At 67.1% G+C, this 23,886-nt stretch carries 9 protein-coding genes; 4 read left to right on the forward strand and 5 right to left on the reverse strand.

The annotated features are described in order from the left end of the window. The first annotated feature begins 39 nt into the window (after window positions 1–39). From WI697_RS07210 to WI697_RS07220, 3 genes are all read left to right on the forward strand, one after another. Window positions 40–837, forward strand: a complete 798-nt coding sequence (locus tag WI697_RS07210) for a carbohydrate ABC transporter permease (protein WP_345958107.1) — start codon at window positions 40–42, stop codon at window positions 835–837. Window positions 838–947: 110 nt separating this feature from the next. Continuing rightward, the gene (locus tag WI697_RS07215) at window positions 948–3,851 is read left to right on the forward strand and encodes a beta strand repeat-containing protein (protein ID WP_345957972.1); all 2,904 of its coding nucleotides are present in this window, start codon (window positions 948–950) and stop codon (window positions 3,849–3,851) included. Window positions 3,852–4,141: 290 nt separating this feature from the next. Then, window positions 4,142–15,895 (forward strand): M10 family metallopeptidase C-terminal domain-containing protein, encoded by an 11,754-nt coding sequence (locus WI697_RS07220; protein ID WP_345957973.1) that lies wholly within the window; start codon window positions 4,142–4,144, stop codon window positions 15,893–15,895. Window positions 15,896–15,977: 82 nt separating this feature from the next. Here WI697_RS07220 and WI697_RS07225 read toward each other — a convergent pair whose 3' ends face one another. The 5 genes from WI697_RS07225 to WI697_RS07245 form a co-directional block, all read right to left on the reverse strand. Beyond that, window positions 15,978–18,197, reverse strand: a complete 2,220-nt coding sequence (locus WI697_RS07225; RefSeq protein WP_345957974.1) for a TonB-dependent receptor — start codon at window positions 18,195–18,197, stop codon at window positions 15,978–15,980. Window positions 18,198–18,341: 144 nt separating this feature from the next. Beyond that, complete coding sequence (locus tag WI697_RS07230) at window positions 18,342–18,650, reverse strand: AtuA-related protein (RefSeq protein WP_345957975.1); 309 nt, start codon at window positions 18,648–18,650, stop codon at window positions 18,342–18,344. Then, the gene (locus tag WI697_RS07235; RefSeq protein WP_345957976.1) at window positions 18,647–19,984 is read right to left on the reverse strand and encodes an acyclic terpene utilization AtuA family protein; all 1,338 of its coding nucleotides are present in this window, start codon (window positions 19,982–19,984) and stop codon (window positions 18,647–18,649) included. The genes WI697_RS07230 and WI697_RS07235 overlap by 4 nt, the downstream gene beginning before the upstream one ends. Continuing rightward, the gene (locus tag WI697_RS07240) at window positions 19,981–21,840 is read right to left on the reverse strand and encodes a TRAP transporter permease (protein ID WP_345957977.1); all 1,860 of its coding nucleotides are present in this window, start codon (window positions 21,838–21,840) and stop codon (window positions 19,981–19,983) included. The genes WI697_RS07235 and WI697_RS07240 overlap by 4 nt, the downstream gene beginning before the upstream one ends. Window positions 21,841–21,844: 4 nt before the next feature. Continuing rightward, window positions 21,845–22,834, reverse strand: coding sequence for a TAXI family TRAP transporter solute-binding subunit (locus tag WI697_RS07245; RefSeq protein ID WP_062765529.1), 990 nt, complete (start codon window positions 22,832–22,834; stop codon window positions 21,845–21,847). Window positions 22,835–22,932: 98 nt separating this feature from the next. Between WI697_RS07245 and WI697_RS07250 the strand changes: the two genes are divergently transcribed. Beyond that, entirely contained in the window at window positions 22,933–23,850 is a 918-nt protein-coding gene (locus WI697_RS07250; RefSeq protein ID WP_345957979.1) for a LysR family transcriptional regulator, read from the forward strand. Window positions 23,851–23,886: the final 36 nt, after the last annotated feature.

The following is a 23,886-nucleotide window of genomic DNA, read 5'->3' on the forward strand; positions in this document are numbered from 1 at the left end:
GCCGGACCTGCCACCCGCCTGCCCCGGCTGGTCGCCCGCCTGCCCCGGCTGGTCGACCTCGGCGCCTGGCTGCTCGCCTTCATCTGGGCGGCGCCCCTGCTCTATGCGGTCTGGACCGCCTTCCACCCCGGCGCCTATGCCACCCGCTTCGACCTGACGGCGCCGCTCACCCTCGACAATTTCCGTGCAGCCTGGGAAGCGGCCCCCTTCCCGCGCTACATGCTGAACACCGTGATGCTGGTCACCGGCACGCTGGCCGCCCAGCTGGTGATCGGCACGCTGGCCGCCTTCGCCTTCGCACGGCTGCGGTTTCCGGGCCGTAACCTGCTGTTCCTGGGCGTCCTGGTCCAGCTGACCATCATGCCCGACGTGCTGATCGTGCAGAATTACGCGACGCTCGAAAAGCTGGGTCTGGTCGACACCATCACCGGCATCGCCATTCCCTATGTCTCCTCGGCCTTCGGCATCTTCCTGCTCCGCCAGACCTTCATGACCATCCCGAAAGAGCTGGACGACGCCGCGCGGCTTGAAGGCTGCAGCCTGCCCGGCCTGCTCCGCCGGGTGTATATCCCGCTGGCGAAGCCGGTCTATGTCGCCTATGGCCTGGTGTCGATCAGCCACCACTGGAACAATTTCCTCTGGCCGCTGGTCGTGGCGCGCTCGGTCGAAACCCGGCCGCTGACGGTGGGGCTCGCCGTCTTCGCCTCCACCGATCAGGGCATCGACTGGTCGATCATCACCGCCGCCACCCTGCTGTCGGCCGCCCCCCTGCTGATCGCCTTCCTGATCTTCCAGCGGGCCTTCGTGCAGTCGTTCATGCGGGCGGGGATCAAGTAAACCGGCTGCGGGCATTCATCATATCTTCACCATAAAAATCGCATCCGGCTGATACTTTGTCAGAATTCTACAACATACGATCGCGTCATTCGATCTTGATCATCGTATGATTGACCGACACCCCGATCACATACCAGGATCTGCAAACAGACTGGACGCGGAACCGCGGTCGCCGAAGCCCGGGGCCGCACTTCGAAGATGTGATGGGGAGATCGACCTTGACCGATATCATCGGCACGGCAGGCAATGACACGCTGACCGGCACCACCGCGAACGAAACCTTCTATGGCCTCGAGGGTCAGGACGTGATCACCGGCGGTGGCGGCAACGACACCTTCGACGGCGGCGCCGGCAATGACAGGATTACCGCCGGCAGCGGCACCGACATCCTCGATGGCGGCGACGGAGACGACATCCTCGTGGGCGGCGCCGGTGCCGATGTGATCGACGGCGGCACCGGCTACGACCGGGTCAGCTACGCCGATTATACGACCAGCCTGACCATCGACCTCGCCGCCGGCACGGCCTCCGACGGCGACCAGTTCACCAATGTCGAAGGCGCCATCGGCGGCAGCGGCGACGACACCATTATCGGCGATGGTGGGGCAAATATCATTGATGGCGGATTTGGGGCCGACATAATCAATGGTGGCGACGGCTTCGACACCCTCACCTTCACAGATCTTTACGGCAATCCCTCCACGACCCGGCAAACCAAGGTCACCGTCACCCTGACCGTAGACCCCGTGACCGGTATATCCATCGGCACCACCAGCGATGGTGACCAACTGACCTCGATCGAAGGTGTGATCGGCGGTGACGCCAACGATGAGTTGACCGGCAACGCCTATGACAATGTCCTCGACGGTGGTAAGGGCCAAGACAAACTGGATGGCGGCGACGGCAACGACTATGTGAGCTATGCCTACCGCACCGATCTGGAACCCGTCACCGCCAATCTCGCAACCGGCGCCAATAGCGACGGCGACATCTTCGTCTCCATCGAGAATCTGATCGGTGGTGCGGGCGCCGACCAATTGACCGGCAATGACCTCAACAACATCCTCGACGGCGGCCTGGGTGCAGACACCCTCGACGGCGGCGACGGCGTCGACACCGTCAGCTACTCCGACCGCACCACCACCGTCACGGCCAACCTCGCGACGGGTGCCAATACGGACGGAGACACGTTCATCTCGATCGAGAGCCTGACCGGGGGTTGGGGCGACGACGCCCTCACCGGAGATGCCGGCGCCAATGTGCTGGACGGCGGCGCCGGCGACGACACGCTGAACGGCGGTCTCGGCGACGACTTCCTGAACGGTCGTGATGGTGCGGACACCATCGATGGCGGCGCCGGTTTCGATACCGTCAGCTTCTTCGGCGCCGGCGCCGGCATGCGCATCGACCTCACCACCGGGCAGGCGGGTGAAGGGAATTATGCGGGATTCTCCACCGGCACGCCGATCGATCAGCTTCAGAATGTCGAAGCCATCCTCGGCAGCGACCATAACGACGTCATCTTCTCGATCGACGGTGCCCGGATCGACGGTGGCCGCGGCAACGACATCCTGATCAGTTCGGCCGGCAGCGACACGCTCATCGGCAATGAGGGCCTGGACGGGGTCGCCTACCTCCAGGCTGCAAGTGGCGTGACGGCCAGTCTTGCCACGGGCATGGGCACGGCCGGTGAGGCGAATGGCGACATCTATACCGGCATCGAAAACCTCTACGGCAGCCAGTTCGACGACGTGATCACGGGCAATGACGGCGCGAACACGCTGGTCGGTTATGCCGGTGACGATACGATCAGCGGCGGGCTTGGCGACGACATCATCTATGGTGGCGCAGGCGTCGATCAGATTGACGGCGGCGACGGCACCGATACCTTCGTGGCAACCGATGCCACTGCCGGCATGACCATCGACCTTGCCAGCGGCACCACCTCGGACCAGGACACCCTCACCTCCATCGAGAACGTCACCGGCACCACCTTCAACGACACCATCATTGGCGATGCCGGCGACAATCGCCTGAGCGGCAGCGGCGGCGACGACATCCTGATCGGTGGTCTGGGTGAAGATGCCCTGATCGGCGGCGACGGCTTCGACTTCGCCAGTTATCAGGACCGCATGACGGGCGTCACCGTCTTCCTGGGCGCCACTGAAGGGAACGAGGATCGCTTCGCCTCGATCGAAGGGCTGATCGGCGGCAGCGGCGACGACATCTTCAACGGCACCAGCATCGACAACATCTTTATCGGTGGTGACGGAAATGATCGGCTGGCCGGTGCGGATGGTGACGACGTTCTGACCGGCGGCAATGGCGACGATCTGCTGCGCGGCGGCAACGGCGCCGACACACTGGATGGCGGCGCGGGCACTGACACCATCAGCTATGTCGAACAGCATGTCGATCTGACCATCGACCTCTCAACCGGCACTGCGCCGCATGACGACACGCTGATCTCGATCGAAAACGTGATCGCCGGCACCGAGAACGACACCGTCACCGGCGATGGCGGCAACAACCAGCTTGACGGCTATTCCGGAGATGATCTACTGGCGGGCGGCAATGGCGACGACATTCTGCTCGGCAACACCGGCAATGACACGCTGTCGGGCGGTGACGGCGACGATGTCCTGATCGGCGGTTCCGGCCGCGACATCATGACCGGCGGCGACGGTGCCGACCGCTTCGTGTTCCAGTCACTCACCGACAGCAACGCCGGCACCAGTTCGCGTGACCGGATCATGGATCTCGATATCGCCGCCGGCGACCGGATCGACCTCTCCACCTTCGATATCGATCCGTCAACCAGCGCTCACGAGACGATGACCTATATCGGCAGCAGCGCGTATACGGGCACGGCCGGCGAGGTGCGCATCACTGCCTCCGTCAATGCCGGCTATACCAGCGTCGGCATTGACACCGACGGTGATGGGACAAGCAACTTCCTCTTCGAGGTCGCCCTGCCCGTGGCGGACTTCTCGGCCGACGCCTTCCTGCTCTGACCTTCGGCAGGCAGCGCAGACCCGGCGGCCCGCGGTTGTCATCAGCCGCGGGCCGTCTTCCTGTCTGCGCACCATCAGAACCGGGCGTGCACGCTGCCGCATCCCATTCCGCGCAAAAAGTTCATTAAACTCTCGTTAACCATGACATGATCACCTGTTTGATCTGTCAGCGCATTTTTAACACCATTGGTATTAACGTAAAATTTCCATCTTTCCTTTTAGTTGACTGACCATCCAGACACACATCAACATGCCCGCATCATGTGCCCCGCAGGCGAGGGAACGGCGGCATGGCGACCTACACCGGTACCGATGCGAACAACATCATCAACGGCACGTCCGGCGACGACACCCTTCTGGGCCTGGGTGGCGACGACACGCTCAGGGGCCGTGCGGGTAACGACATCATAGATGGTGGTACAGGCGATGATCGCCTCCTCGGGGAAGCCGGGGACGATACGATTTACGGCGGCGACGGCGCCGACGACATCGATGGGGAAGCCGGGGACGATACGATTTACGGCGGCGAAGGCGCCGATGCCATCAGCGCCGGAGACGGCAACGACACCGTCTACGGCGACGGCGGGGACGACGAGATCGAAGGAGGCGCCGGCCAGGACATGATCCATGGCGGCGACGGCGCCGACATGATCGAGGCCGGAGACGGCAACGACACCGTCTACGGCGACCAGGGTGACGACAGCATCCTCGGCGGCGAAGGCGACGACATCATCGATGCCGGCGCCGGGGCGGATTTCCTTGAAGGCGGTCTGGGCAACGATACCCTCACCGGCGGCGCCGGCGCGGATCTGATCGTCGGCGGCGAGCTGGCCCTGCCCGCCGACACCACCGATCTCTACGACCCTGCCGAGGATGCCGACACGGCCTCTTACGCCGGCTCGGCAGCGGGGGTGACGGTCGATCTGGCCAACCGCCAGGCGATCGAGGGAAGCTGGGCCGGCTTTGCCGGCGGCGCGACGGTCATCGTCGCCGATGCCGTCATCGGTGCGGGGGGCGATGCCGAAGGCGATGTGCTGGTCGGCATCGAAAACCTGGAAGGCTCCGCCCATGACGACGTGCTCGGCGGCGATGACGGCGTCAACACGCTCTCAGGCGGCGCCGGCGACGACCTGCTGCGCGGCGGCCTCGGCGCCGATACGCTCGACGGCGGCGACGGTCTCGATACCGCCAGCTATGCCGGTCGCACCACCTCGGTCACGGCGGATCTCGCGACCGGTCTCAACACCGACGATGACGTCTTCATCGGCATCGAAAACCTGACCGGTGGCGGCGGCAACGATGTCCTGACCGGCGATGACGGCGTCAACACGCTTTCGGGCGGCGACGGCGACGACGTGCTGCGCGGCGGTCTGGGTGCCGATACGCTCGCGGGCGGCGACGGTACCGATACCGCCGATTACGGCGAGCGCACCACCACCGTTGTCGCCAACCTCGCGACCGGTACGGCCCCCGACGGCGACAGCTTCAGCAGCATCGAAAACCTGACCGGCGGCAGCGGCGACGACAGCCTGACCGGCGATGACGGCGCCAACACGCTCTCAGGCGGCGACGGCGACGACCTGCTGCGCGGCGGCCTGGGTGCCGACATGCTCGCGGGCGGCGACGGTACCGATACCGCCGATTACGCCGAGCGGACCACTACCGTCATTGCCGATCTCGCAACCGGCACGGCCTCCGACGGTGACAGCTTCAGCAGCATCGAAAACCTGACCGGCGGCAGCGGCGACGACCAGCTCGGCGGCGATGACGGCGACAACGTCCTCACGGGCGGCGCGGGGGACGACCTTCTGCGCGGCGGCCTGGGCGCCGATACCCTCATCGGCGGGGACGGCACCGACACCGCCAGCTATGCCGACAGCACCACCGACATCACCGCCGACCTCACCCAGGGCACCGCCACGGGTGGCGACAGCCTGACCGGTATCGAGAACCTCACCGGCGGCAGCGGCAACGACACGCTGATCGGCGATGACGGCGTCAACACGCTTGCGGGCGGCGACGGCAACGATGTGCTCCGCGGCGGCCTCGGTGCCGACACGCTCGATGGCGGGGCGGGTCTCGACATCGCCAGCTATGCCGACCGCACCGGGGGGATCGAAGCCACGCTCGGCGGTACCGTTCCCGACGGCGACACCCTGATCTCGATCGAGGGCCTGGAAGGCAGTGCCGGCAATGACCGCCTGACCGGCAGCGACACTGACGACATCCTGATCGGCGGCGCCGGCGACGACATCCTCGACGGCGGCTTTGGCGCGGACGAGCTGGCGGGCGGCGACGGTTTCGACATGGTCAGCTATGCCGACCGCAGCGATGATCTGACCGTCGAACTGGATGGCGAGAACCCGGATGGCGATCTGCTGACCGGGATCGAGGGCGTCATCGGCGGGTCGGGCGCCGATACGCTCATCGGCGATGCGGGCGACAACAGGCTCGAAGGCCGGGATGGCGACGACACCCTCGACGGGGGCGATGGCGATGACGAGCTGGCCGGTGGCGACGGCGATGACCTTCTCGCAGGTGGCGCTGGCGCCGACAGTCTCGAAGGTGGCGGTGGTTTTGACACGGCAGACTACGGCGGGGCGACCAGCGGCGTACATGTCGACCTGATCTCCGGTGGATCGGGCGGAGACGCGGCGGGTGACCAGTACTCGGGCATCGAAGCGATCATCGGCTCCTATCACGCAGACATCATCGCCGGCAGCAATCAGTCCGACACCATCGACGGCGGTAGCGGCAATGACACCGTTGAGGGCCGTGATGGCGACGACGTTCTCCGCGGCGGCGCCGGCTCCGACACCCTCATGGGCGGCCGCGGCGCCGACCGGCTGGAAGGAGGTTCCGGATCCGACACCGCCAGCTATGCCGATGCGGCCGCGGGCGTTTCCGTCAGCCTGGTGTCGGGTGGCATCGGCACGGCCGCTGATGACGAAGCGGTCGGCGACGTGCTTGTCGGCATCGAAAACCTCACCGGCAGCGCCCATGACGATCTGCTGATCGGCAATACCGGCAACAACCGCCTGACCGGCGGTGCCGGCGACGACCTGCTTCAGGGCGGGCTCGGCCGCGACACCCTGGACGGCGGCGACGGCATCGACCTGGCCGACTATGCCGATCGCACCGGCCCGGTCGTGGTGAACCTCGCCACCGGAGCCAATCCGGACAGCGACACATTCATCTCGATCGAGGGCGTGCGCGGCGGCGGCGGCAACGACACCCTCACCGGCGATGCCGGGGACAACCGGCTTGAAGGCGGCGATGGCGACGACATCCTGGCGGGCGGCGCCGGCGCCGACACCCTCGACGGCGGCGCGGGCATCGATACGGTCGATTACAGCGGCGAGACCGGCGATCTCACCATCGACCTCGCCGATGGCACCGGGCCGGATGGTGATACGCTGATCGACATCGAGGCCGTCATCGCCGGCAGCGGCAATGACAGCCTGACCGGCGATGACCGGGACAACAGCCTGGCCGGCGGCGCCGGCGACGACACGCTGAACGGCGGTGCGGGCGCCGATACCCTCGATGGCGGCGATGGGCTCGACACGGTCAGCTATGACGGCCGCGACAGCGGCGTCGAGGTCGATCTCACGACCGGCGCCAATTCCGACGGCGACACGCTGATCTCGATCGAGAACCTGACCGGCACCGCCTATGACGACATCCTCACCGGCTCGGCCGGGGCCAATGTCATCCGCGGTCTGGGCGGCAACGACCTGCTGGCCGGCGGCGCGGGCGACGACACGCTCGACGGCGGCGACGGTATCGACACCGCCAGCTATGCCGCAGCCGCCGCAGCCGTGACCGCGAACCTTTCAACCGGCACCGCCACCAGCGGCACCGACCAGGACACGCTGATCGCGATCGAAAACCTGGTCGGCTCCGATTTCGACGACAGCCTGACCGGCGATGCCGGCGACAACGCCTTCACCGGCGGCCTGGGAGACGATAGCATCGACGGCGGCGACGGCACCGACACCGTCAGCTATGCCACCGCCGCAGCGGGTGTGACCGTGAACCTCGGCGCCGGCACGGCGACCGGTGAGGGCGCGGATACGCTGATCTCGATCGAGAACGTCACCGGCTCGGCCTTCGACGACATCCTCACCGGGTCGGATGGCGCAAACGTCATCGATGGTGGCGACGGCATCGACACGGTCAGCTATGACGGCCGCGACAGCGGCGTCGAGGTCGATCTCACGACCGGCGCCAATTCCGACGGCGACACGCTGATCTCGATCGAGAACCTGACCGGCACCGCCTATGACGACATCCTCACCGGCTCGGCCGGGGCCAATGTCATCCGCGGTCTGGGCGGCAACGACCTGCTGGCCGGCGGTGCGGGCGATGACACGCTCGACGGCGGCGACGGCATCGACACCGCCAGCTATGCCGCAGCCGCCGCGGCCGTGACCGCGAACCTCTCGACCGGCACCGCCACCATCGGCACCGACCAGGATACGCTGATCGCGATCGAAAACCTGGTCGGCTCCGATTTCGACGACAGCCTGACCGGCGATGCCGACGACAACGCCTTCACCGGCGGCCTGGGAGACGACAGCATCGACGGCGGCGACGGTATCGACACCGTCAGCTATGCCACCGCCGCAGCGGCGGTCTCGGTCGACCTCGCCGCCGGCAGCGCGGATGACGGCAGCGGCGGAACCGACAGCCTGACCGCGATCGAAAACGTCATCGGCTCCGATTTCGACGACCTGCTGGCCGGCGATGGCGGTGCGAACCGGCTGGAGGGCGGCGACGGCACCGACACGGTCAGCTATGCCGCGGCCGCCACCGCGGTGACGGTCGATCTGGCCGCCGGGATCGCAACCGGCGACGGCGCCGACATGCTGACCTCGATCGAAAACGTCACCGGCTCGGCCTTCGACGACACGCTCGGCGGAACGGCCGGCAACAACATCCTCAACGGCGGTCAGGGCCTCGACACGGTCAGCTATGCCACAGCCGCCACCGCGGTGACGGTCGATCTGGCCGCGGGGGCCGCAACCGGCGACGGCACCGACACGCTGATCGCGATCGAAAACGTCATCGGCTCGGCCTTCGACGACATGCTCAGCGGCGATGCCGGGAACAACGTCCTCGACGGCGGCGACGGCATCGACACCGTCAGCTACGCTGGCGCAACCGGCGCCGTCACGGCGGATCTCGGCACGGGTACCGTCACCGGTGCCGACGGCACCGACAGCCTGACCGGGATCGAGAACCTCATCGGTTCCGCCTTCGACGACACGCTTGCCGGCGATGCCGGCGCCAACACCCTGGATGGTGGCGACGGCATCGACACCGTCAGCTATGCCGCGGCGGCCGCGGCTGTCTCGGTCAGCCTGGCCGCAGGCACGGCAACCGGCGACGGCACCGACACGCTGATCGCCATCGAAAACGTCACCGGCTCGGCCTTCGACGATACGCTCGGCGGCAACGCCGGCGACAACATCCTCGACGGCGGCGCCGGCACCGACACCGTCAGCTATGCCGATGCCACAGGCGCCGTGACCGTGGATCTGGAGGCGGGCGAAGCCTCCGGCGACGGCGCCGATACGCTGATCTCGATCGAAAACGTCACCGGCTCGGCCTTCGACGATACGCTCAGCGGCACGGCCGGCGTCAATGTCATCGACGGCGGTGCGGGCTTCGACACGGTCAGCTATGCCGCCGCCTCGGCCGATATGCGCATCGACCTCACCACCGGCCAGGCCGGTGCCGGCAATTTCGCCGGCTTCACCGCCGGCGCGCCGATCGATCAGCTCTCCAATGTCGAGGCGGTGATCGGCAGCGCGCAGAACGACGTCATCCTGGCCATCGACGGTGCCCGGCTCGACGGCGGCGATGGTAACGACCTGCTGATCGATGCCGCCGGCAGCGAGACCTTCATCGGCGGCGCGGGCATCGACGGGGTTTCCTACCGCGCCGCCACCACCGGCATCGCGGTCGAGCTCGCCACAGGCAGCGGCACGGCGGGCACGGCGACCGGCGACAGCTACAGCTCGATCGAAAACGTCTACGGCAGCGGCTTCGACGATGTCATCACCGGCGATGAGGCAGCCAACGTTCTTGCCGGCTACGACGGCGACGACGACCTTCGGGGCGGACTCGGCGACGACGTCCTTTATGGCGGTGCGGGCGCCGACCGGATCGACGGCGGCGACGGTATCGACACCTTCGTGGCGACCGATGCACAGGGCTTCATGACCATCGATCTGGCCGGCGGCACCACCTCGGACCAGGACCAGCTGATCTCGATCGAGAACGCCACCGGCACGGCCTTCGACGATGTGATCATCGGCACCGACGGCGAGAACCGTTTGAGCGGCAGCACAGGCGACGACCGGTTGATCGGCGGGCTGGGCCAGGATGCCCTGATCGGCGGCGACGGTTTCGACACCGCCAGCTATGAAGACCGCACCACCGGCGTTACGGTCAATCTGGGCGAGACCCAAGGCAATGAAGACCTCTTCTCCTCGATCGAAGGTCTGATCGGCGGCAGTGGCGACGACGTCCTGAACGGCACCAGCATCGCCAACATCTTCGAGGGCGGCGACGGCGACGACCGTCTGGCCGGCGCCGATGGCGACGACATCCTGCGCGGCGGCGCCGGAGACGACCTGCTGCGCGGCGGCAACGGCGCCGACCGCCTGGAAGGCGGTGCCGGCAGCGACACCGCCAGCTATATCGAACAGACCACCGGTCTCACCATCGACCTGGCCGCGGGCAGCAGCAGCGAGGGCGACCAGCTGATCGATATCGAAAACGCGATCGGCGGCCAGGGTGACGACCTCATCGTCAGCGGCGCCGGCGCCAGTCTCATCGACGGCCACACCGGCACCGACACCGTCAGCTACCAGGCCTTCACCGCCGACCTCACCGTCACGCTGGGCGGCACCAACAGCGTCGGCGATACCCTGACCTCGATCGAGAACCTGATCGGCGGCAGCGGCAACGACATCCTGACCGGCGATGCCGGCGACAACGGCCTCGCTGGCGGCCTGGGCGACGACAGCCTGGCCGGCGGCGCCGGCAACGACCTGCTCGACGGCGGCGACGGCATCGACACCGCCAGCTATGCCGGCGCCGCAGCCGCCGTGGTCGCCGACCTCACCACCGGCACCGCAACCATCGGCACCGAACAGGATACGCTGACCTCGATCGAGAACCTGATCGGCACCGATTTCGACGACACGCTGGCCGGCGATGCCGGCGACAACACCCTCGACGGCAGCGACGGCACCGATACCGTCAGCTATGCCACCGCCGCAGCGGCTGTGACCGTCAATCTCGGCGCCGGCACGGCGACCGGTCAGGGTACGGATACGCTGATCTCGATCGAGAACGTCGCCGGTTCGGCCTTCGACGACGTCCTCACCGGGTCTGATGGCGCAAACGCCATCGATGGTGGCGACGGCTTCGATACGCTGTCTCTTCAGAATGCCGCGGCAGGCGTCCTGGTCGATCTTGTTGCCGGGCAGGCTGGCTATGGTGACTATCGCGGTTTCACCACAGGCGCGACGATCGACACGATCTCCGGCATCGAAAAGGTGGTGGGCAGCACAAATTGGGATACGGTCGTCGCCTCCGGCGATACGACGTTCGAAGGCGGCGACGGTTACGACCTCTATTTTGCCTCCACAGGCATTGATACGGTCGATGGTGGTGCGGATGGCGATACCGTCGTTTTCGGCTCCATGACCGATCTGAGCATTACGGAAGGCGTCGATATCGATCTCTCGACCGGCACCTTCCTCGGTGCTCTGGCAGCTGGCGACAGCTATACCTCGATCGAGCGCTTTGCCGGCACCATCGCCGACGACCGGATGATCGGTGGCGATGGCAATGATATTCTCCAGGATCACTTCCTCTCGGGTGTGATGAACACCGGCAACGATCATCTGGAAGGGCGTGGCGGCGACGACGATCTCCGCGGTCTCAGCGGTGACGATGTCATGCTCGGTGGCGACGGCGACGACCTGCTTTGGGACACCACCGGCGCCGATCTGCTCGACGGCGGCGACGGCAACGACACGGCCTACTACAACACGATGAATGCCGTCGTCGATCTGGCGACAGGCGACAACAACCAGAACGACACGCTGATCTCGATCGAGAATCTCAGGGGATATAGCGGCGCCGATATCTTCTCGGGCGATGCCGGCGTCAACATCCTCCGCGGCGAAGGCGGCAACGACATCCTCAACGGCCGCGGCGGCGCCGATACGCTGGACGGTGGCGACGGTATCGACACCGCCAGCTATGCCGATCACACCCAGGGCGTCACCGTCGATCTGGCCCAGGGAACGGCGTCCGACGGCGATACCCTGATCTCGATCGAAAATGTCGTCGGCTCGGCCTTCGACGACACGCTCGGCGGCACCGCCGGCGACAACACCCTCAACGGCGGCGACGGCACCGATACCGTCAGCTATGCCGCCGCCGCAGCAGCCGTGACCGTCGACCTCGGCGCCGGCACGGCGACCGGTCAGGGTACGGATACGCTGATCTCGATCGAGAACGTCACCGGTTCGGCGTTTGACGACACGCTCACCGGTGGCGATGGCGTCAATGTCATCGAGGGTGGCGCGGGTGACGACACCATCTTCCGCAGCGACGGTGCCGACGTCATTGATGGCGGGGACGGGTTGGATACGCTGAATTACGCAGACGCGACGTCCGGCGTCATCTTCGACATGGTGAATGGACTGGCGGGCTACCGTGTAGGGTACACGAACGATTATGCCACCACTGACATCGATCAGGTTGAGGGCATCGAGCGTGTCATCGGCGGTCAGTTCAACGACACAATGATGAGTTCATCCGATGGCGCCGTCTTCATCGGCGGCGGCGGCGACGATGGCCTGGTGGCAGGGGCTGGTATCGATATCTTCGACGGCGGCGACGGCAGAGACGCCGTTCTGTTCCGAGACAGCACCGAAGCGGTAAAGGTCGATCTTGCAGCTGGAACCGGCCTGGGTGGTCTGGCAGAAGGCGACCAATACGTCTCGGTCGAAATCGCGTTCGGCAGCCTTGCAGACGACGAACTGGCCGGCACATCCGGGGACGACATGCTGGTCGGCTGGGACGGCGATGATGTCATCTACGGCCGGGATGGCGACGACATCCTGAGCGGTTATCGCGGTGTGGATATTGTGGACGGCGGCGATGGCAATGACACGCTCTGGTCCGGAGACCCGGACTTCGCCATGGTCGCGGACCTGGCAGCGGGCACGACCGGCGATGGTGACACGCTGATCTCGATCGAAAATCTGAATGGCGCCGGCCTGAACGACACACTCCTCGGTGATGGGGGCGTCAATATCCTGACCGGCCAGGGCGGCAACGACATCCTCAACGGCCGCGGCGGCGCTGATACGCTGGATGGTGGCGACGGTATCGACACCGCCAGCTATGCCGAGCACACCCAGGGCGTCACCGTCGATCTGGCCCAGGGAACGGCGTCCGACGGCGATACCCTGATCTCGATCGAAAATGTGGTCGGCTCGGCCTTCGATGACACGATTGGCGGCACCGCCGGCAACAACACCCTCGACGGCGGCGACGGCACCGACACCGTCAGCTATGCCGCCGCCGCAGCGGCTGTGACCGTGAACCTCGGCGCCGGCACGGCGACCGGTCAGGGTACGGATACGCTGATCTCGATCGAGAACGTCACCGGTTCTGCCTTCGACGATGTCCTCACCGGGTCTGATGGCGCAAACGTCATCGATGGTGGCGACGGATTCGATACGCTGTCGCTCCAGAATGCAGCGGCAGGTATGTTCGTGGACCTCATCGCCGGGCAAGCGGGATACGGCAACAATACCGTCGGCATCAGTCCAGGCGCTACAATCGACACCATCTCCGGCATCGAGAAGGTCATCGGCAGTGCCTATAACGACGTCGTCCACGGCGCGGGTGGCACTGTTTTCAACGCTGGAGCGGGCAACGATATCTTCTATGCCTCGGCAGGTGCCGATGTGGTCGATGGCGGTGCCGGTTCCGATACTGTCGTGTTCGGCTCCATGAGTGACACCAGCATTACGGAAGGCGTCGACATCGACTTGTCGACTGGTATCTATCTCGGCACCCTCGCGGTTGGAGACAGCTATAACTCGGTTGAATACTTCGTCGGCAGCATTGCCGATGACCGGATGATCGGTGGCGATGACGACGACTTTTTTATGGATCATTTTCTCTACCAGTCCATGAATACCGGCAATGATCATCTGGAAGGCCGCGGCGGCGACGACACCCTCGCCGGCCTCAGCGGTGACGACATCATGCTCGGTGGCGACGGCGACGATCTGCTGGGCGATGCAGGTGGCACCGACCTGATCGACGGCGGCGACGGCAACGACACGCTGCGTTATGTCGAGATGGACGTGACCGTCGACCTCGCCACCGGCGAAAACGACCGCAACGACACGCTGATCTCGATCGAGAACCTGGAAGGATATGACGGCGCCGACGTCCTGTCGGGCGATGCCGGCGTCAACATCCTCCGCGGCAATGCCGGCAACGACATCCTCAACGGCCGCGGCGGCGCCGATACGCTGGATGGCGGGGCCGGCAGTGATACCGCCAGCTATGCCGACAGCGCGATCGGCGTCACCATCGATATCGGCGGGGAGAATTCCGAGGGCGACACGCTGATCTCGATCGAGAACCTCACCGGCTCCGCCTTCGACGACACCCTGAGCGGCGACCAGTTCACCAACACCCTCACCGGCGGCGCCGGGGATGACGTGCTGGCCGGCGGCGACGGCAACGACACGCTGATCGGCGGTGACGGCGACGATCTGCTCCGCGGCGGCAACGGCGCCGACATCCTGACCGGCGGCGCCGGGATCGATACCGCCAGCTATGCCGGCACCTGGGGCAGCGACATCACCGCCAATCTCGCCACCGGCGAGAACAGTCAGAACGACGTGTTGAGCGGCATCGAAAATCTCATCGGCGGCCAGGGCAACGACACCCTCACCGGCGACGACCAGAACAACCGCCTGGAAGGCGGCGACGGCGCCGACACGCTCAGCGGCGGCGCGGGCGACGACGTTCTGGCCGGCGGGGCCGGCGCCGACCACATGGATGGCGGCGACGGCTTCGACATCGGCGACTGGAGCATCACCACCACCAACGCCACCTTCGATCTGGCCCAGGGCACCAGCAGCGGCAATGACGTGCTGATCTCAATCGAAGGCGTCATCGGCGGCAGCGGCAACGACACGATCATCGGCGATGCCGGAAACAACCTGCTGATCGGCGGCGCCGGCGGCGACGACATCACCGGCGGCGCCGGGGATGACGAGTTGCAGGGCGGGCTGGGCGACGACGTGCTCAGCGGTGGCGGCGGCGCCGACATCCTCGATGGCGGCGACGGCATCGACACCGTCAGCTATGCCGACCATACGGCCGGCGTCATCGTCAGCCTCGGGCCGGTGCCCTTTTCGCCTGACGTTGTTGTTGTCCTATCCGCTGATGGCGACCAGCTGAAGTCCATCGAGAACCTGATTGGCTCTGCATTCAGCGACGAACTCTTTGGCGATGGCACCTCCAATCAGATCGAAGGGCGGGACGGCAATGACGTGATCGACGGTGGCAGCGGCAACGATACCCTGCTGGGCGGGGCCGGTGACGACGTGCTGATCGGCAATGCCGGGATCGATGTCATGACCGGCGGCGATGGTGCCGACCGTTTCGTGTTCCAGGCACTGTCGGACAGCAGCATCGGCACCACCACTCGTGACCGGATCATGGATCTCGATATCGCGGCCGGCGACCGGATCGATCTCTCCACCCTCGACATCGATCCGTCGACCACGGTGCGCGAAGGGCTGACCTATATCGGCACCGGCGCCTATAGCGGGACGGCCGGCGAGGTGCGCATCGCGGCCTCGGCCAATGCCGGTTACACCGCGGTCGCCATCGACAGCGACGGTGACGGTGTCAGCAACTTCATCATCGAAGTCGCCCTGCCCGTGGCCGATTTCACCGCAGACGCCTTCCTGCTCTGACCACCAGACAGCCTCACAAGACAACGGCGGCGGAGGTTGCCCTCCGCCGCCGTTGTCTTTTCGCCTCGATGTCGAACCGGGTTCAGAAGCGCAGCACCGCAAAGGCCCGCACGGCGCGGCCCGGGGCCAGGACCTCGTCCTTCTTGAACGACACCGCGTTGCGGATGTCCTCGTCCAGCAGGTTGGTGCCCTTCACCCCGAAGGTAACGAAGGTCGGCACGCCGCCGCTGGTGAAGGCGGTGGTCCAGGTGATCTCGGCATCGACCAGATCATAGCCGTCGGTTTCGGTCTCGTTGAGCCCGGTGCGGGTCTGATCGAAGGCGTGCAGCACGCCCACCCGCGCCCACCAGGCATCATCGGCCCACCAGATACCGGCGCCCAGGCGCTCGGGCGGCAGGCGCGGCACGTTGTCGCCGCCGCTGAATTCGGCGCGCACACTGTCGAAACGCCCATCCAGGCCCAGCATGCCGCCGGCCAGCGGCGCCACATCCAGCTGCCCCTTCAGCTCGGCGCCATAGAACACGGCGTCGCGCTGGTCATAGGCCACCTGGTCGAACTCGCCGTCACTGCCCCCGCAGGAGGCGAAATCCTCGTCGCAGGTCACCCCCGTCAACCGCTTGTAGATGAAGCCGTCGAAGCGGGTATAGAAGGCCGAGGCATCGAAGCGGACCCCGCCGGTCGCCCGGCCGATGCCGATCTCGAAGGTGGTTGCCCGTTCCTTGTCGAGATCAGGATCGCCGATCTCGAAAGTGCCCGAGGCATGATGCGAGCCCTTGGAGAACAGCTCGGTCGCGGTGGGCGCCCGCTCGACATATTGCGCCGTCGCCCGCGCGACGATGCCGCCGCCCAGCTCCTGCAGCGCGCCCAGGCTGGCACTGCCGGCCAGGAAGTCGAGGTCATGGTCGCGCAGGGCCGGCTCGTCGGCGCCGGGCAGCAGATCGGCCGGGAAATCGGCGCCGGTGCCCTTGACCCGCACCTGTTCCAGGCGGCCGGCGGCCTGAAGCCTCAGCCCGCCGTCCAGCTGCAGTTCTTCGAACACGAAGCCCGCCACCGCCGTGGTCTCGGCCGGCAGCAGCAGCTCCCCCGCCTCGCCGGTGGCGGACAGTTTCTGATGGTTGAGCTGCAGGCCGAAGGCACCGTTCAAGGCGCCGAGGCCGGTATCGATCTGCACATGCTCGGCCTCGATCCGGGCCTCGTGGTCGCGGCTGGCATAGCTGCCATGGACGCCCAGCCCTTCGGCCTCGTCGTGATCGTGATCGTGGTCATGGTCGTGATCGTGATCATCATCGTGGTCGTGATCATGGTCATGATCGTGGTCGTCGCCATGCTCGTGCTCATGCGGCAGGGCGATCTCGTCATGGTCATAGCGCGACAGGCCGACCTGGCCACGCACGGCTTTCAGGAAGCCGCTGTCCGGCCGGTATTCGCCGAGCGCCCGCCACTTGATCTGCTCCATGTCGATCCGGGTCTGAAGCTCGGCCTCCTCGCCGCCCGGGATCTCGTAGACGCTGCCATAGCGGGTCAGCGAGGTGCCGATATGGCCCTGCTCGAAAAACACCGTGGCCCCGATCGACTGGCCGTCGGCTTCCACCCCGCTATTGGGCTGGGCGCCGTCGGGGGTGTCGTAATCGTTGGATTTGCGCGCGAAGGCATCGGCATGCAGCGCCACCGATCCGCTGCGGGTCGTCACCGATGCCCCGCCATCGACCCTGCCGCCGATCGATCCGGCGCCGGCCTGAATGCGGCCGCGGGTGATGCCGGGGGCGATGTCGACCGGGATGCGGTCGTTCGACACATCGACCACGCCGCCGATGGCCGTCGATCCCCAGCGCAGCGTGCCGGGCCCGCGGATCACCTCCACCCGCTCGGCCGACATCGGGTCGATCGGCACGCCGTGGTCTTCACCCAGCGCCGAGACGTCATGGGCGCCGATGCCGTTCTCCTGGATCCGCACCCGCTCGTTGTCCAGGCCGCGGATCACCGGCCGGCTGGCACCAGGGGCAAAGCCGCTGGAGGTGAGGCCCGGCTCGCCGTCCAGCACATCGCCCAGCGTCTGGCCGCGGGACAGGTCCAGCTGGTCGCGATCGACGATGGTGGTGGCGATGAAGCCGCCGGTGGTCACCGGCGACAGCCCCGGCAGGCCGTCATCGGGCGTGCCTTCGCGTGCGATGGGGCTGGCCGCCCCCACCACCAGGTTCGGCAGCACCGTGGCCTCTTCGGCCCCGGCTGCGGTGACCGCACCGAAGAGCGACCCCAGGGCGGTGGTGCAAAGCAGCACCGTCCGGCGCGCGGTTTCGATCATGACAACCCCGTTTGACGTTTCTCAGAATGTTATAACATATCTCTCCTAGAGGGGCCGGGACCGGATTGCAAGCAGGATCTGCGGCAAAAACCCACCCCCCGGGAGGTCCGCGCCGGACCTCCCGGGGGGTGGTTGGCCGGGGTGTCAGTGGTCGGCGATCTCCAGCCCCAGCAGCACCGGGCCCAGGCATTTGCCATGGGCATCGAGGGCGAGCGACCGGGTAACCCCGCCGGCCAGGGCGCCGGCCAGCACGAAATTCAGAGCCTGAAGCTGGGGCAGTTCATAGCGCCGCACCTCGCCCGTCACCATCGGCCCGAACCAGGCGGCGACGCGCTCGGCCGTCACCTCCCGCCGGATCAGCGGCCAGTCCTCGGGCCGGAAGGCGATGACCGAGATGTTGGACACATCGCCCTTGTCGCCCGTGCGGGCATGCGCGATCTCGTGCAGCTTCATGCGTCCTCCACCATGTCCACCCGGGTGGCGACCTGATCGGCCGGGATCAGGGTCGATGCCATGGCGATCACCTGGCGCAGCTGCCGGGCCACCCCGCCGCCGCCCGCCGGGCCGCAGAGATAGAGGCTTTCCACCTCCTCCCCCACCCGCCGGGCATCTTCGGCGCTGGTGCAGCGCGCCGCGAACCGCATCCGCACCTCGCACGGCTCCGGCACATCCGGCAGGGTCACGCCGGGCGCAATAGCATCCAGGCCGATCAGCTCCCCCCGCGTTTCCAGCACCCGGGGCCCCGCCTCGGCAAGGCGCTGCCGCACCAGATCGATCGCCAGCCGGCCACGGGCGACGCAGCCGGGGCCGGCATAGGAAATCTGGCCCTCGCCGATCCAGCCGTCGCGATAGCCGACCGAGACCTTCAGGCTGCCGGTGGCCGGACGCCCCTGCCCGCCCCGGACCTCCACCCGGTCGGGCCCGGTCTCGTTCAGGGTGACGCCCGAGAAATCCGCCACCACATCGGGCTGCAGATAGCAGGCCGGATCATGGATTTCGTAGAGTAGCTGCTCGATGCAGGACGCGCGCGAGACCCGGCCGCCGCTGCCGGCCACTTTGGTGATCACGGCATCGCCGTTCTCCGTCACCTCGGCCAGCGGAAAGCCGATCCGGGCCAGATCGGGCACGTCCTTGCGCCCGGGATCGGCGAAATAGCCGCCGGTGATCTGGGCCGAGCATTCCAGCAGATGGCCGACCAGCGTGCCGCGGCCAAGCCGGTCCCAGTCGTCCATCGCCCAGCCGAAGGCATGGACCAGCGGCCCCAGGAACAGGGCCGGGTCCGACGCCCGGCCGCAGATCACGATATCGGCGCCCCGGTCCAGTGCCTCGGCGATCGGCGCCGCGCCGATATAGGCATTGGCCGAGACCAGATCGCCCCCCAGCGCCGCCGCGGGGGCGCCGGTCTCGTCGAGCCGCAGCGGCCCGATCCGGTCCAGCACGTCATCCCCGGTGATGGCCGCGACCCTCAGCCGGTCAAGCCCCATCTGCCCCGCCAGCCGCCGGACCAGCCGCGCCGCCGCAAGCGGATTGGCGGCCCCCATATTGGTGACGATCTTCGTGCCCCTGGCAGCCGCAATCGGCAGCACCGCCTGCATGCGTCGCGCCAGCATCGGGTCGAAGCCGGCTTCGGGATCGGCAAGCCGCGCCTCCTGGGCAAGCGCAATGGTCCGCTCCGCCAGGCATTCGAAGACCAGATAGTCGAGATCGCCCTTGGCCGCCAGCTCCACGGCCGGTTCGATCCGGTCGCCGGCGAACCCCGCGCCGGTGCCGATGCGCAAGGATTTCATATCGCCGCCTTTCTGTGCAGGCGCCCGGCCTGTCTGCCGGCGATCAGCAGGGCGAAGGCGAGGAACGGAGACACCGGATGCGGCCAGATGGCGAGCGCGATCGCCGTGGGCAGCAGCACCAGATCGAGCCCGCGCCGCCCGGTGAACCGCACCCCCGTCAGCAGCGCCGGCACCGCAATGACCAAAGCGAGCCCCGCCGCCATGGCATCCAGGATGGCGAGCAGGCCGCCGGTCATGGTCATGCCGGGATAGAGCAGCAGCAGGAAGGGCACGACATAGGTCACCGCCCCCAGCCGCACCGCCTCTCCGGCGGCCGGCAGCCAGTTGGTGCCGGCAATGCCCGATCCCACGAACACCGCCACGCAGACCGGCGGCGTGATCACCGAGATGGTGGCGAAATAGAACACGAAGAGATGCGCCGCCAGCGGGTCGATCCCGGCCGCGGTCATCGCCGGGGCCAGCACGGCGGCGACCAGCACATAGGCCGCCGTGGTCGGCAGGCCCATGCCCATGATCAGGCAGACGAAGGCCACGATCAGGGCGATGGCGACCACCGAACTGCCCGCCAGCGTGACGATCAGCGAGGACAGCGTCACCCCGATACCGGTCAGGTTGATCATCGACACCAGCACCTGGGCACCCGCCAGCAGCACGCCGATGATCACCAGCCCGCGCCCGGCATCGGCCAGACCGTCCAGCACCCGTGCCGCCATCTCCCGCGCCGGAACCCGGCCCAGGCTGGTGGCGATGAAGGCGGCCAACAGGCCGACAACGCCATAAAAGGCCGAGGTGGAGGCCGAGCGGCCGAGCAGGATGCCCAGCGCCAGCCCGGCCAGCGCCGCCAGGATCGGCGCCACCCGCCTGAGCGCCAGAATGTCGCGCCAGGCCGGCATGTCCGCCTCTGGCACCACCGCCAGGCCGCGGCGCAGGGCGACGAAATGCACGGTCACGAAGACCGAGACATAGAACAGCACCGCCGGCAGCACCGCCGCCACGATGATGGTGACATAAGAGACGCCCAGGATTTCGGCCATCACGAAGGCCGCCGCCCCCATGATCGGCGGCGCGATCTGGCCGCCGGTCGATGCCACCGCCTCTACCGCCGCCGCAAAGGCCCGCGGATAGCCCAGCCGGATCATCATCGGGATGGTGAAATTGCCGGTGGTCGCGACATTGGCGACGGCCGATCCCGAAATCATGCCGAACAGGCCGCTGGCGATGGTCGCGATCTTGGCCGCCCCGCCCGGCTGGCGGCCGCCCAGGCGGATGGCGACATCCATGAAGGCCTGGCCGCCGCCGGTGTGCAGCAGCAGCGCGCCGAACAGAACGAAGGCTGCGATCACCGTGGCGGCAACCCCGGTCAGCATGCCCCAGATGCCCAGATCGCCCAGGAAGATGGTCTCGGTGACGAAGGCGAGGTCGAAGCCGCGATGGCCCAGCGCCCCGGGCAGAAGATGGCCGCCCAGCGCATAGGCGAGGCCCAGCGCCACCAGCGCCGGAAAGATGATGCCGACCGTGCGCCGCCCCAGTTCCAGCACCGCCAGCACCAGCCCCGCGGTCAGGATCATGTCGAGCGTCGTGGCCCAGGGCAGCGTGGTCATGATCTCGTCGTAGTTCACGACCACATAGCCGCAGGCGGCGATGGTGACCGCCGCAAGGGCAAGGTCCACCACCGCCCCGAGCGGCCGCCACGACCGGCCTTCGCCGAGCGGGTGCAGCAGCAGGCCCAGCACCGTGACCAGGGCCAGGAAACAGGCCCGCTGGATCAGCCCCTCGAAGGCGCCTGCGGCCGCGGTATAGAAGATGAAGGCGCCGACCGCGAGCGCCATCCCCTTGCGAAGGCGGGTCATGGTCATGGGGTCAACGCACGGGCTTCAGCCGCTCGGGCAGATCGATGCCGTGTTCGGTGAACCAGCGCGCAGCACCCGGATGCAGCGGCACCGTGCCGTAGGTGAGCGTCATCCGGGCGAGATCCGCCCCCGCCAGATCGGCCAGCGCATTGGCCTGCACCGTGCGATCCGTCATCACCGCATCGACCATCCGATAGGCCACATCATCCGGCAGGGCGCTGGTGGCGCCCACCCCCACGCCGAAGCTCCAGGTCGTATAGGCGGGCAGCCCCTCGGCCGCGCCGGCCGGGATATCGACCACCGAGATGTCGGGCATCTTCGCACGCAGCGTGTCGGCCTGTTCGGGCGTCAGCCCCAGCACCCGGATATCGGTGAAGGTCGCAATGTCCATGGTCGAGGCGTCGAGCTTCTGCCCGGCGCCCGATTTCACATAGCCGGCGATGCGGTTGTCCTTGATCGCATCGACCATGTCGGTGGTGGAGCCGCGCACGTAATCGGCACTCAGCCCCAGGGTGCGGAACACCGCTTCGGTGGTCGACTCGGTCGCAGAGCCCTTGATGCCGGGGTTGAAGCGCACGCCCTTAAGCCCGGCCAGCTGCTCGACGCCCGCATCGCTGCGCACGATCACATTCTGCGGCGCGCCGGTATAGACCCAGAGCAGTTCCAGATCCTGCTTCTTGTCGGCAAAGGCGTTGGTGCCCGCCACCGCATGCTGGGCGACATTGGTGGTAACCAGGCCCAGATCGATCTGCCCGCGGGCCATGCGGCGGATATTGTCCATGGTGGCGCCGGTCTCGACCACCGAGGCCTTCACCCCCGGCACCTTCTCGTTCACCAGCTGGCCCACGGCGACGAAATAGCCGTAATGGCTGGATGAGGCAGAGGTGGAGCCGATCAGCAGGTCGGTCTCCGCGGCGGCCGCAGGCGCTGCACCACCGATCATGGCGGCACTGCCAAGCATCGCTGCACCGGCGACGGTGCAGAGCAACATGGTCTTCATCTTGTCCTCCCTGTCCGCCCCTGTGCATCCGGAGCGCTGGTTTCACTATCGCAATCGGTCACTGTTGCAAAAAGTGCATTTCCAGCGATAATTGATGCATGGCATGCAACATTCCGGACTTCGACGATTTCCAGGCGGTGCTGGCGGTCCATCGCAGCGGGTCGTTCCGCGGCGCGGCCGAGAGCATCGGCCTGTCGCCCTCGGCCCTCTCGCGCCAGATCGGCGCGCTGGAGGCGAAGCTGGGGGCCCGGCTGTTCGATCGCGACACCCGCAACCTCACCACCACCGCGGCCGGCGCGGTGGTGGTGAACGTGGCCGAACGGATGGTCAATCTGGCGCTCGACGGCATGGCCGAGGTCGAGGCGCATCTGGCCGCGCGGCGCGGGCGGCTGACCATTGCCGGCCTGCCATCGGTCACCGCCGGCCTGCTGCCGGGCCTGTTGAAAACCTTCTCCGCCGCCCATCCCGGGCTCGACCTGCGGATCATCGACGCGCTTTCGGGCAGCGTGATCGAAGCGGTGGAGGCGGGGCTCGCCGATATCGGCTTCACCGCCGGTACGGTCTCCACCCGCAGCCGGCTGTCCTTTCATCCGCTGCTCGACGATGATTTTCTGGCGGTCGGCACCGCCGACGGGCCGCTGGCGGAAGATCGGCCCTATGCCTGGGCCGAGCTGATCGACATGCCCTTCATCGCCATGGCCGAAGGCACCAGCGTGCGGGAGCTGATCAACGGCGCCTGCATGCGCCAGGGCCGGGTCCTGGCGCCGCGTTTCGACGTCGCGCATCTGGCGACCGCCGGCGCGCTGGTGGCCGAAGGGCTGGGCATCACCGCCCTGCCCCGGCTGACCCTGCCGGTGCTGCACACGAAAGATCTGGTGCTGCGCCCGATCCCCGATTTCGGCGCCACCCGGCTGATCGGCCTGGTCTGGCGGGCGGGGCACTCGCTCTCACCCGCCGCCCAGGCCTTCCTCGGCCATGTCCGCACCCATGTCAGGGCGCGGACGGCGCGCCCATAGCGCCCCCAATCCCCGGCATATCAGATCCCGGGCGTC

It is taken from the genome of Tistrella mobilis (assembly GCF_039634785.1).
GTDB classification, from domain to species: domain Bacteria; phylum Pseudomonadota; class Alphaproteobacteria; order Tistrellales; family Tistrellaceae; genus Tistrella; species Tistrella mobilis.